The organism is Rhizorhapis suberifaciens (assembly GCF_014200045.1).
Taxonomy (GTDB): domain Bacteria; phylum Pseudomonadota; class Alphaproteobacteria; order Sphingomonadales; family Sphingomonadaceae; genus Rhizorhapis; species Rhizorhapis suberifaciens.
The window spans coordinates 1-12279 of record NZ_JACHOV010000023.1 but is presented as its reverse complement, the minus strand read 5'-3'; the positions used below and the strand labels follow the sequence as shown (position 1 = coordinate 12279).

Genomic DNA, 12279 nt, shown 5'->3' with positions numbered 1-12279 from the left:
CCCATTCTTGTAACGACAGGGGCAGTTTGAGCAGTGCGGTCAGGCCATCGGACGAAAGTTGGGCGAATATCTTTCCACCGACACGGAAGGATGGAGAACCGTGGTGAGGCTGTTCGATCGCACCGGGAAGTGCAATTGTTGCTTCGTCTGGAACCGTCTCGTCGATCAACCGTGGCGGATCATGTCCATCGACCTACGAATTTGGGCAGATGGGTCATGATCCGCCGAACTTGGTATTATTGAGAATGCGGTTGAAGGTCGTGTCGACCTTCCGATCGGGCGTTTCCTTGCAGCGACCAGGCCCCCATTATTCGGACATCATCCATCGCGCGCAATCGATGCCAAGTTCAGCAATCGCACGCTGTTTAAACTTGGCATTAGCCTTGGGCGGGAGCATGCCGATCCACCTTCCGTTTTGTCCCTTGTTGAAGAACGCCTTGCCATCTTCCTTCCACAGGCCCGTTCCATGAGGAACGTACCTGCCAGCATGCGCCCTCATGTAGTCGAGGCCGCAGTTGCGCAAGATCAACGGCAGCCTGTCTTGGGCCAGCGGGATTTCTACAAAGGCTGCGATCCTGCGGACTTGTTCGTCCAAGTCCGCGATCAGATCAGAATAGTGCACGAACAGCACATTGGGCAGCATCCGCGCCTGCCACCAGGACTGCACATTTTCCCAAAAAGGCCAGAACGGATGGCCATCCTTCTCGAGCCAGGTGTCGAAATAATCGAGGATCGAGGGCGGCGGCGGAGCAACCACCCGCAGACGTCCGGAGGAACCCGCGCCCGTCTCCAGGGGCAACCGCGCATCCTGGCTGACCGCGACCTGATGATCGTAAAGGCTCCAGACGATATCCCGGCCGTCACGTCCAACGTAAATATATTTGGCATTCTGCGAGAAGACCAGCGCATCGATGGGCAGGTGTGTCTTGAAAACACGGCGGTGATCTTGCGCCGCGATCAGATCCAGTTTTACTTTCTTTTCCGGATAGACCGAGTCCAGCCACGGCGAAATATTCGAAACAGACACTTCCTCGTCCATGTCAAAAATCAGCTGGGCAAGGATCTGCTGAACTAAGGTCGTTCCGGCCTTGGCGTAGCTTGCAACAACAACGTCATCATCGCGATATCTCAGATCATTCCAGATCGTGGAATCGAAAAAGCGGCTTGTATATTCCTGTTTCTTGCGAGGGCGGTAGCTTGTGTCCATGTCGGCCTCCCCGGGCTCCATGCGTCAACGAAATGTGGATTCGCGAAGGTCGTCGAGATAGTTGCGGACATTGCTTTCAAGCTCGTCGGGCTTCTGCTCCGGCATTGACCGCCTGCGGAACGCCATCCAGCGCGATTTCTTTTCGCGCGCGTGCAGCCAGGGATAAGCGGCATCGGGGCGGGCAATGCCAAGAAACGCGCAGAGCGGATCCCATCCGTCTTTTGCGTCGAACACGAGCAGGCGGTCGGCGGGAGCTTCCTCGATGACCGCCTGATTCCAGCGCCGGAAATAGTCGGTCATGAATGCCCGGTCGCCGATGTGGTCGCCGAAATCCCTGCGCTGAAAATCGCTGAGCGCAAGGCCGTCCCTGCCCAGCAGCGTTCCTTTCCGTTTAACCGGAAAGATCGTTTCGGTGACCGATTCGAACCAACTGTCCGGGTCGCGCGTTGTCAGAATGACTTTCGCCTGCGGATAGTGTGCCATCAATTCGCGCCAGAACAGGCAGCCCGGATAGTCAACGGTCGCGCGGTATCCGGTGAAGATCCGGTTCCAATCCGGCGCGCCCCTGATGGCGTCGTTCCAAAGCGGCAGAGCGGTGCGCACCATCGCGGCGATTTCCATCGTGTGATAGCAGGGGCTGATCCCGAGTTGTTCCAGCGCGAGCTTCAGAGACAAGGTGCCGGTCCGCCCCAACCCGGCACCGATAACGCGAAGGCTCATGTCATTTCCCCTATCTGGTCTATGGTAGCCAACGATGGGCGGTCAGGGTTTCCGATATTCCGAGATCACCGTGCGGCTCGTGGAGACGAAGGCGTCCTCCTGCCAGTTGCTCCATCGCCCCTGCAGCGCGAGCCCTGCCAACCGCGCGAGCAGGTCCAGTTCGCTCGGCCATACGTAGCGGATCCGGTGGTGATACACCTTGGGGCGCTCGCCGATTACGATGATGCGCTGCTCCAGCACCTGGGAAACCAGATCGCCTTTCACGCCCATGAGCTGGACGGATGCCATTTCGTTTTCGCCCGAGGGAAGGTCCCACATGCGATTGAGACGGAAATCCCCGCTGAAGATCGATTCGTTGGGAATAATCGTCTGAATCACCAGCGATCCGCCGCTGGCTAGGCGATTCGCTGCATTGGCGAAGAGGCGCAGCTGGTCGTCCTGCGTTAGAAGATAATTGAAGGACGCCACGCAATAGATGAGGCCGAATGGCCCTTCTAATGGCACGTCCGCCATGTCGCCCAGAACGAGGGACAGCTTCTCTGCCCCCGGCTTTCGCTTCAACCGTTCAAGCATTGCCTCAGAGAGGTCCACACCGGAAACCTCAAGCCCGCGCGCGGAAAGCGGCAAGGCGATGCGCCCCGTTCCGACGGCGAGTTCGAGCGTCGGGCGACCGTCGGCGATTTGCGCGAGCGCATCCACGCAGGGGTTCATGACGCTCTCCGACCAGTGGTCCTGCCAGCTGTCGTAGAATTCGGCATAGCTATCGTAGTGATTGACCGCGCGAACCGTCATCAGCAGTTCCTATCTGTCCCGGCCGTCTGCGGCGCGGTGTGTTAAAATCATGGCTATACCCATGGGGCGTAGAACGAGTGCAGGATAGGGCCGTACCTTGGCACCCGGTGCGGCGTTCAACGCAAAGCGCCTCAAGATGCAGAACAATATCGCCATCATATGCGTCATGCTGAAATGGTCGCCGATGCATCGACGGCTGCCTCCACCAAACGGGAAGAAAGCATAGCGCGGCAATCGCTGCTCCAGCTTGCCGTCCAGCCAGCGTTCCGGCCGATAGTGTCCGGGCAAGTCAAAATGGCGGGCGCTGCGGTGATTGACCCAGGGGCTGATCATCAGCGCGCTGCCCTCCCCGAGGAAGAAGCCCCCCAGCGTCGTATCCTTGGAGACGATCCGACCAGTCAGCCAAGCCGGCGGGAACAATCGCAGGGCTTCCTTCAGTGCGGCCATGGTCTCGGCCATCGCGGCAAGGTCGAGCGAGCCGGCGCCTGAGGATTCCCAAGCGCCCCGCGTCGATGCGACGACATCGACTTCCCCTGTCACCCGTCGCATGGCATCGGGATGCAGCGTTAGCAGGTGCAGGGTCCAGGCAAGCGCCGCAGCCATAGGCTCCAGCCCAGACAGGACCATCGCGCAAAACTCGTCGCACAACCAGTCGTCCGTCCCATCCCGGGCCGCTTCTGAGGATTCGACCAACGGCCGCCCATTGTTTAAGCGCCATTGCTGTGTGCGGGCGAGCGCTGCACGGGCAACGCCGCTCGCATTGTGCCGGGCGGTAGTTAGGCGAGCTTCCGCCCGATCAAATAGCTGGATTGGAAAGCGTTTCCGGTCGCGTGTTTTCACCATGATCGCATCGGCAAGCGTGACAAACGAAGCGCGTTCGTCATCAGCGAGCGTGGTTCCGAAAAGATATTGGCTGCCGACATCCAAACATAAAAGCTGCAGTATTTTTCTGACATCGGTATGCAAAACATCCGTACCCCATTGAGCAAGATGACGCTCCGCGATCTCAACTGTTTTTTCTACGCCTCGCTCGACCCGTTCGAGATGGAAACCCGGCTGCAGCGACTTACGTTTCCGGCGCCAGTTTTCACCAGCACTGTTCATGACCGAAGCGGGAAAATTGACCATTCCCAAATCTTCATCTGGGCGCGATTTGACGAAAACACCGTCCTTTTCGTGAAAAATCGCTTCGATAAGCCCGGGGTCGGTTACAACATATACGTTATCGTCAATCTCAACCAGGCAGCTGCTAAAATAATGGCATTGAGATAAAAAATAAAGTGGGTCTTTTCTAAAGAGGGAAGAGTTATTAGAAAACAATTTACTTTTTATACGAGGAATATCACTCTGGGATTTTTCAGTTGAATACACTGACAACCTCATGAGCTTATTAATGAATATAAGTTCATAGAATAAAAATATCTTAAGTAATTTTAACAGAAACCGATATAAGTTATAGACGATATATTTGATAAGCGCCGCCATTAAGACGTGTCATTTTTACCCATCAATAATGGCGATAGAATAGAAGTCCCGGGCAACGATAAATCGCCGACCGGGACATCGTTAACGAAGTTAGTATGTGTAAATATACCGCAGATTGCGGCTATTTTTCTTGTATGGCTTGATGAATGCGGAGATAAGCTTCTTCATATCTTGCTCCTATTAGCTCGTTGGCGGCCCACCCAATTGATAAAACACCTTGCCGAGTCGTCAATTGGGTGTGTTATCAACAGCTATCATTCGCAGATTGGATGCAATAGGGTATGCGGCACGCCGTTAATCCGATACGACAAATGGAAAAAGACCGCAGGCATGTCTAATATATTTCGTTTTTATGACAGGATCGGTTCCATCGCAATGGAACCATATTTGTCATCCTCTTCGAGAATGTAATTGCTCACCTGGTTGGCAGAAAGGTGTTGCGCAGGTGGGGCGGATTTGATTCACCCTGCACATGTCGATCCCGCCGCGCCTTGGTCTGAGCGAAGCCGAGAAGGATAGCCTGCTGTTTCAGCAGCAGGAGATGATCGAGCGGATGGCAGCACGGATTTCCGAGCTGGAGGCCTTGGTCGGCAAGCCGCGCAAGACATCGACCAATTCCCATATTCCGCCCTCGAAGGACGAGTTTGGCCGCAAGGAGCGCGGCAAAGCGGCGGCAGGCAAGCGCCCGCCACGCGAAGGGAAAGCACGGCCCCTGGCGGATGCGCCAGACAAGACCGAGCGCGTCATCGCCGATGCTTGCGGTCATTGCGGGACCGATGTGTCGACGCAGACCCAGCACTGCCGGCATCGTTACGATCATATTGATCTGCCGCCGATCGCGCCGATCGTGACGCGGATCGAACTCTTTGGTGGTCGCTGCCGCGGCTGCGGGCAACGCTATCGCGCGCAAGCGCCGGCAGGAATGCCGCCCGGCACGCCGTTCGGGCCGGGAATCCGGTCGCTGCTGACGTATCTGCACCACAGCCATCATGTCGGCTTCGAGCGGCTGTCGCGGATCGCGGCCGAACTCTTCGGGATGGTCATCTCCGAAGGCGCCATCGCCGACATCTTCCGTCGCATGGGCCAGGACATGGCCGCTGCCACCAAAGCGATTGGCGACACGCTGCTCTCGGCCCGGATCATCGCTTCGGACGAGACGACGACCCGGACCAATGGCATCACCCAGTGGCAGTGGGTGTTCATCTCGGACAAGGCCGTCCTGCACAAGATCGCCCCACGCCGAGCTCGCAGCGTTGCCGAAGAGGTGCTCGGTGGTCACCAGCCCGACGTCTGGATTTCGGATCGCTATGCCGGACAGCAGGAACTCGGCAAAGCCCACCAGGTCTGCCTCGCCCACGTACTGCGCGATGTTCAATATGCCATCGACTGCGGCGATACGATCTTCGCTCCAAAAATCCGCGATCACCTGCGATGGGCTATCCGGGTCGGCAAGCGACAACACGAACTCAAGTCCTCCACCCTGGCAAGCTATGCCGCCAAGGCTGACACCAAACTCTCCCAGTTGATGCGCGCGCCGGTCGCGCATCCCGCCGGCCGCATCCTGCTCAGGCAGATCAAGGCCTGGAGGACGAAATTCTTCGTGTTCCTCACCAACCGCGAGGTGCCGGCCACCAACAATATCTCCGAGCGTGAAATCCGCCCGTCAGTCGTGTTCCGAAAGGTCACCAACGGCTTCCGCTCGGACTGGGGCGCCCAAATCCACGCCGGCTACCGCTCCGTCACCGGTACCGCCCGTCTCAGCGGAAAATCCGCTCTCGACGCTATCCGGGACCTCGTCGATGGAAACTTCGCCGTCGCCTGATCTGCCTGTCACCAGCCACAACCCGGTGAGCAATTACTCGAGAATGGGGTTTACAACTTGAATTCTATCAAGCTATTCGTCAGCCTGCTTTCGAACCTTCCGAGGAACCATTTTATTTTTTCGCGAGAGGGCGCATGGACGCTAAATCAACGGTATTGCCGACGGCCACGAGCGACATATCGCAAGCTAACGCCGATCTTGATCAATTTGGCTATGCGATCCTAGCCGACGTTGTGACGAGCTCCGGACTGGAAGTTCTTCGCAAGCGGCTGATTGAACAGGCACATGCAGAGCGCCTGGCGGGCATTGCTCTCTTGAATGACGAAAATGACAAGCCGCTGCCGAAGGAAACAATCCAAACTGTCGATCCGGTCCTGATTCCGCGACAGATCGTGATGATGCTCTACAACAAAGGTGAGCCATTCCGCGAAATCGCGCACGACCCCAATCTTCTGGCTTGCGTGCGGCACGTGCTAGGCGGTCGCGAGTTTAATCTTTCCGGTCTTGCGGCTCAGATTACGAACCTTGGAAGGACCGCCCAGAAGTTGCACACGGATCAAGACCAGTTGCCATTTGATCCGTCAAAGGTCTATGTGGCCAATATCCTCGTGATGGTCAGTGATTTCACCGAGGCGAACGGTGCCACGATAGTTGTTCCAGGCTCGCACCGTTGGCCGCGTCCGCCTTGGTCGCGTAGCCCCAATACCGCACCCGACTACCCTTTCCGGAACGGTGGCATGCCGGCTATCGCGATGGATAGCGTGGCGGTGGAGGGCAAGGCAGGCAGCGCGCTCATCTTGGACGGTCGTTTATGGCACGGAGCGGGCGCGCATGTCGCGCCGGGGGTTCCCCGGCATGCTATTTCCTGTTCTTACATACTGCCCTTCCTCAGGCAGTACGAGAATTTGCCGGCGAATGTCATGCCAGAAATATTCAAAGCCCTCTCTGACGAAGAGCGGTGTCTCCTGGGTTATGCGGGTGCTAGAGGATCGATGGGTTATGTTGAGCCAGCCGCCGCCCGGATTGGGGAAAGCACGCCAATCGGGCTGATTTGACGAACGTAACGCAGGCTCAAGTTCAACCTTTGTGCATTTGGGCCAATCGGATAACACTGAGGTTCGGTCAAACAGAAAGTTGCCCCCCGTCATCGTCTGAGCTGCGCGCCTCGACGATACGTTGCACTTTACGCCAAACACCAGCGCCGCAGCCGCCTTATAGTCGCGTGGGTGCACTCCATCTTGTGAGCCAATGCCGGTCAAATTCGCCGTTCGATCTCTATGGCGATATGCGATGCGATACGGGGTTCCCGTAACATTTTTCCCAAAAGTAGCGGTAGCGGGAATGGCGGAAAACAGCCATTTCTGGCAGTTCTAATTTTCTAAGTGATTGAATTTGTGTGGCGTGCAGCTTTTTCGACATTTTGGGACTCCGGTCATGGATGTTTGTAGCCTTTCCTCTGTAAAGCGGCGGGGTTCGAGTCGATGCGGGATTGGCGCGCGCAGTATCTGGGGCTAACGACGTTTCCGGCCACGCGTACTGGGGTCACTGCACGAAAGTGAAGTTTACGTACGCTAGGATCGAACGAACGGCGAACGCTGACGGTGCTAACGTCGGAAGGGTATGACGACAGCCTGGTCGAGGAAGGCGCGCATACCTTCTTCATCGACGGTCTGACGGAAAGCGGCATGCGCGGCATCATCAGTCGCGAACAGGTCGTCCCAGACCGTAGACGTTCCATGCTCGTTTTCGACCTCAAGCGACCAGCCCGGCTCATTTTCCAACCGGATGATGTTCACTCTCACGGTGACGCCCTGCTCGGTGACGAAACCAGACAGGCTCGAGGTGACGATGCTGGGATCGCGTTCGTGCATCACTCTTTCCTCATGCTTTGACTGCGGTTTTAGCAGCGGTGCCTTCGAGCGCCTTGTAGAGCGCGGTTTTGCCGACCTTGAGGCGCGTGGCCGCTTCGCGAACTGTCAGCCCTGCCGCGATATGATCGCGCGCCTTACGCAATTTGTCAGGCGTGATGACCGGACGCCGACCGGCAAGGCTCCCCCGTTCCCGCGCTGCCTTCAGCCCGGCGTTGGTGCGCTCGCGGATCAGGTCGCGCTCGAACTGGGCGAGCGAGCCGAAGATGTTGAACACGAGCATCCCGCCCGACGTGGTGGTGTCGATCTGCTCGGTGAGCGATCGGAAACCGACACCACGCGCGGCCAGTTCGCCGACCTTCTCGATCAGGTGGCTCATCGAACGGCCGAGCCGGTCGAGCTTCCACACGACCAGCGTGTCGCCGGCACGCAGATAGGCAAGCGCTTCGGCCAGCCCCGGCCGATCGGTCTTCGCGCCAGAGGCGTGGTCGTCGAACGTGCGCTCGCATCCGGCCGCGTTCAGCGCATCATGCTGGAGCGCCAGCTTCTGGTCGCCGGTCGAGACCCGCGCATAGCCGATCAGCGCCACGGTCGGTCTCGATCTGTCCGTTTTCCCATCGATTTGCATTCTTGTCCGAATCGCCATCGCGGGTCCAGAGTTGACGGACATATTAATGCTGGCCGCCAGAGGACCGTCTGACGGACAGGGTTGGAAAGGTCGTAGCGCATGGCAAGGCGGCGGTTGCTGACACGCGAGGCGCTCGCCCCGCATTACGATCCCCCGACCGACGAACGGGAAATCGCCCGTCATTTCACCCTCAGCCGCGAAGATCTCGATCTTGTCAGCGAACGGCGCGGAGCGTCGAGCCGGCTCGGGTTCGCGCTACTGCTGCTCTACATGCGTTGGCCGGGCCGCGTGCTGGAGGCCGGCGAGAAACCACCGAGCTCTATCCTCGCCTTTGTCGCCGAGCAGATTGATGTGCCGGCGAAGGCGTTCGACGATTACGCCCGTCGCGATGAAACCCGCCGCGCGCATCTTGCCGATCTCATGCAGCACTTCGGGCATGCGGCTTTCGACCGGAACCGCTTTCGCGCGATCGTGGCGTTCGCGATGCCGGTCGCGCAGACTGTCGCCCAGCCTCTCCTGCTCGCCGGCACCGTGATCGACGAGCTGCGACGACGACGGGTGCTGCTGCCGCCCCCGAATGTCATCGAGGCGATCGTCCGACACGCACGCCAGCAGGCCGAACAACTCACCTATGAAATCCTGACCAAAGGCATCGAGGCCGACAAGCTCGTGGCGTTCGACGCCTTGCTGGCACGGCGGTCAGATCAGGGAACGACATGGCTGGCCTGGCTGCGCAACGCACCGCAGTCGCCAGCAGCGCGCAACATTCTGCGGCTGCTCGAACGGCTCGATCATGTCCGGACGCTTGGCCTCGACCCAGCGCGTGCCGGCATGATCCCATCGGTGGCGTTCGATCGATTGGCGGACGAGGCGGTGCGGATCACGCCGCAACATCTCGGCGAACTGGCGGCCATGCGCCGTCACGCGACGCTTGCGGCCGCAACCATTCGCCTTGAGGAAAGCCTGACCGACGCCGCACTCACCATGTTCGACAAGCTCCTCGGCAGCATGACCCGTCGCGCGGAGAACCGGACGCGCGACAAGGCGATCAGGACGGTGCGCGAGATGCAGGGGCATCTGCGCGCCCTGACCGATAGCTGCCGCGTGCTGATCGACGCTCACGCCAATGGTATCGACTCCCTTGCGCGGATCGGCCCGTTCGACTGGGAACGGTTCGGCTCCGCTGTCGCCCAGGCGGAAGTCCTTGTCCGCCCCGAGACGATCGACCGCACGGCCGAATTGATCGAGCGGCATCGCACGGTGAGGCTGTTCGCCGGGCAATTCCTGCGGGCGTTTGCGTTTCGCGGCGCCGGCCCCGTGCAGGGCATCCTCGATGCGCTTGCCATCATCGCCGATCTCTACCGCACCGGGAAACGGCGCCTGCCCGACAAGGTGCCGCTGCGCTTCGTGCCGGCAGGCTGGCGTCCGTTCGTGATCCGCGACGGTGTCGTCGATCGCGCGGGTTATGAACTCTGTGCGTTGTCCCAGCTTCGCGATCGGTTGCGGGCCGGCGATATCTGGGTGGCGGGCAGCCGGCAGTATCGCGACTTTGACAGCTATCTCATCCCACCTGCCACTTTCGCGGCGTTGCGCGAAAAGGGGCCACTTCCGCTCGCCATCGAAACCGGGTTCGATCGTCATATCGAGGATCGCCGTGGGCGACTGGACCGCGCGATCGAACGGGTGACGGTGCTGGCTCGGCAAGGTGAACTCCCGCAGGTCCGGCTCGACGAAAACGGCTTGATGATCTCGCCGCTGAAGGCGATCACGCCGCCCGCAGCCGAGGTTGCACGCCGCACCGCCTATGACCGTCTTCCGCGCGTGAAGATCACGGACATCCTCCTCGATGTGGATACGTGGACCGGGTTTGGCGACTGTTTCACCCACCGGCGTTCGGGTCGACCGGCAGATGACCGTAACGCGCTGCTGACCGTCATCCTTGCCGACGGCATCAATCTCGGCCTGACCCGCATGGCGGACAGTTGCCGGGGCGCCAGCCTGCGCCAGCTCGCCCATCTGCATGACTGGCACATCAGCGAAGCCGCCTATGGCGAAGCGCTGGGGCGGTTGATCGACGCACATCGTGCGATGCCGCTTGCAAGATTATGGGGCAGCGGCATCAGCTCGTCGAGTGACGGGCAGCAATTCCACGCCGGTGGGCGCGGTGCCGCGATCAGCGATATTAACGCCCGCAACGGCAACGAACCCGGCGTGTCGTTCTACACCCATATCTCAGACCAGTATGATCCGTTCGGCTCGCGGGTGATTGCCGCGACCGCGGGCGAGGCTCCCTATGTCCTCGACGGTTTGCTGTACCACCAGACCGGGTTGTCGATCGAAGAGCATTATACCGACACGGGCGGCGCGTCCGACCATGTATTCGGGCTGATGCCATTCTTCGGCTATCGCTTCGCGCCGCGCTTACGCGATATCAAGGAGCGCCGCTTGCATCTGCTGCCCGGTCAGGAAGCTGGGCCGTTGCTCGCCGGCATGGTCGGCGATCCGATCGCGCACGACCATGCAGCCGCGCATTGGGACGAACTGCTGCGGCTTGCCACCTCGATCCGGACCGGGACCGTCACCGCCTCGGCGATGCTGCGCAAGCTGTCCGCCTATCCGCGCCAGAACGGTCTGGCACTGGCATTGCGCGAGGTCGGGCGGCTCGAACGCTCGATCTTCATGCTCGACTGGTTGCAGGACATCGATCTGCGCAGGCGAACCCAGGCCGGGCTGAACAAGGGCGAGGCGCGCAACGCGCTTGCTCGCGCATTGTTCTTCAACCAGCTCGGCGAGCTGCGCGACCGCCGGTTCGAGAACCAGTCCTACCGCGCCTCCGGCCTCAACCTGCTGGTCGCCGCGATCATCCTGTGGAACATCCGCTATCTCGAACAGGCATTGGCCGACATCGGCACGCCGGACGAGGTGGCCCGCCATATCGCGCCGCTGGGTTGGGAGCACATCGCACTCACCGGCGACTATAGCTGGGAGCGGGACGATAGACCGGGGCCGGATCAGCTCAGACCGCTTCGTATGGTGCCGTCGTTGTTGGCGGCCTGATGTATCTATCAGGGCAGGAAGCGAGCAAATAGAACATACCAAGCCAGGCAATCCGGGGGACGACATGCCAACAGAGCAGTATTTCGAAGTTAGCTGTTCACCAGACCGGGCTTTCGACGGATTCACCGATCGAGCGAAAATCGTCGATTGGTGGGGCGACCCCAATGTCTACAAAACCGTATCATGGACGGCCGATCTCCGAGACGGGGGGAGTTGGCGGGCGGAGTTCGAGGCGCCTGATGGCGCGCGTTTCGGGGCCGAGGGCATGTACGTGTCCATTGATCGACCAACACGGCTCGAATGGACTTGGAAGGCTGATTGGGAGCCAGAGGTGGAAAAGACGATCCATATGAGCTTCATACCCTCGCCTGCAGGCACGAAGATGATCGTTGCAACGGAAGGCCATCTCTCTGCCGAGGCACAAAGCCAGGATGAAGCTGCTTGGGCGATGATCGTCGGTTGGTTCAACCGCGCCGTTAGCGAACAAGGTGAGTGACTTCCGAACCCGAGCGCTTGCACTTCCCGGTGCGATCGAACAGCCTCACCACGGTTCTCCATCCTTCCGTGTCGGTGGAAAGATATTCGCCCAACTTTCGTCTGATGGCCTGACCGCACTGCTCAAACTGCCCCTGTCGTTACAAGAATGGGGACGGGCAACGTTTCCTGATGCCTGTCTGCCGGAGCCTGGCCGATGGGGGGA

General features: G+C 59.5%; 11 protein-coding genes. 5 read left to right on the top strand and 6 right to left on the bottom strand.

The features are described 5' to 3' along the window. Positions 1–307 precede the first annotated feature (307 nt). Genes HNQ99_RS16150 through HNQ99_RS16135 form a run of 4 tightly spaced genes read right to left on the bottom strand, consistent with a single transcriptional unit; the run spans position 308 to position 4204 of the window. Positions 308–1207, bottom strand: coding sequence for a sulfotransferase domain-containing protein (locus tag HNQ99_RS16150; protein ID WP_184477551.1), 900 nt, complete (start codon positions 1205–1207; stop codon positions 308–310). Positions 1208–1231: 24 nt separating this feature from the next. After that, the gene (locus HNQ99_RS16145; RefSeq protein ID WP_184477549.1) at positions 1232–1927 is read right to left on the bottom strand and encodes a sulfotransferase family protein; all 696 of its coding nucleotides are present in this window, start codon (positions 1925–1927) and stop codon (positions 1232–1234) included. A 42-nt stretch (positions 1928–1969) separates the two neighbouring features. Further along, on the bottom strand, positions 1970–2719 hold the full coding sequence (locus HNQ99_RS16140; protein WP_184477547.1) for a class I SAM-dependent DNA methyltransferase: 750 nt from the start codon (positions 2717–2719) through the stop codon (positions 1970–1972). Positions 2720–2728: 9 nt separating this feature from the next. Beyond that, positions 2729–4204, bottom strand: a complete 1476-nt coding sequence (locus HNQ99_RS16135; RefSeq protein ID WP_221232741.1) for a cytochrome P450 — start codon at positions 4202–4204, stop codon at positions 2729–2731. Between the two features lie 472 nt (positions 4205–4676). Between HNQ99_RS16135 and tnpC the strand changes: the two genes are divergently transcribed. Together tnpC and HNQ99_RS16125 are read left to right on the top strand one after the other, a co-directional pair. Then, on the top strand, positions 4677–6026 hold the full coding sequence (tnpC, locus tag HNQ99_RS16130) for an IS66 family transposase (protein ID WP_184477546.1): 1350 nt from the start codon (positions 4677–4679) through the stop codon (positions 6024–6026). Positions 6027–6160: 134 nt separating this feature from the next. Continuing rightward, the gene (locus tag HNQ99_RS16125; RefSeq protein ID WP_184477544.1) at positions 6161–7081 is read left to right on the top strand and encodes a phytanoyl-CoA dioxygenase family protein; all 921 of its coding nucleotides are present in this window, start codon (positions 6161–6163) and stop codon (positions 7079–7081) included. A 549-nt stretch (positions 7082–7630) separates the two neighbouring features. Here HNQ99_RS16125 and HNQ99_RS16120 read toward each other — a convergent pair. Both HNQ99_RS16120 and HNQ99_RS16115 read right to left on the bottom strand, forming a co-directional pair. Further along, positions 7631–7897, bottom strand: a complete 267-nt coding sequence (locus tag HNQ99_RS16120) for a hypothetical protein (RefSeq protein ID WP_184477543.1) — start codon at positions 7895–7897, stop codon at positions 7631–7633. 10 nt (positions 7898–7907) lie between these two features. Continuing rightward, entirely contained in the window at positions 7908–8483 is a 576-nt protein-coding gene (locus HNQ99_RS16115) for a recombinase family protein (RefSeq protein WP_322790393.1), read from the bottom strand. 138 nt (positions 8484–8621) lie between these two features. On the opposite strand from HNQ99_RS16115, the gene HNQ99_RS16110 reads away from it, so the two are divergent. From HNQ99_RS16110 to HNQ99_RS16100, 3 genes are all read left to right on the top strand, one after another. Further along, the gene (locus HNQ99_RS16110) at positions 8622–11579 is read left to right on the top strand and encodes a Tn3 family transposase (protein ID WP_184477539.1); all 2958 of its coding nucleotides are present in this window, start codon (positions 8622–8624) and stop codon (positions 11577–11579) included. A 64-nt stretch (positions 11580–11643) separates the two neighbouring features. Then, the gene (locus HNQ99_RS16105; RefSeq protein ID WP_184477538.1) at positions 11644–12075 is read left to right on the top strand and encodes an SRPBCC family protein; all 432 of its coding nucleotides are present in this window, start codon (positions 11644–11646) and stop codon (positions 12073–12075) included. Next, on the top strand, positions 12068–12279 hold a 212-nt coding region (locus HNQ99_RS16100), incomplete at its 3' end, for an MmcQ/YjbR family DNA-binding protein (RefSeq protein ID WP_184477536.1). The genes HNQ99_RS16105 and HNQ99_RS16100, both read left to right, overlap by 8 nt.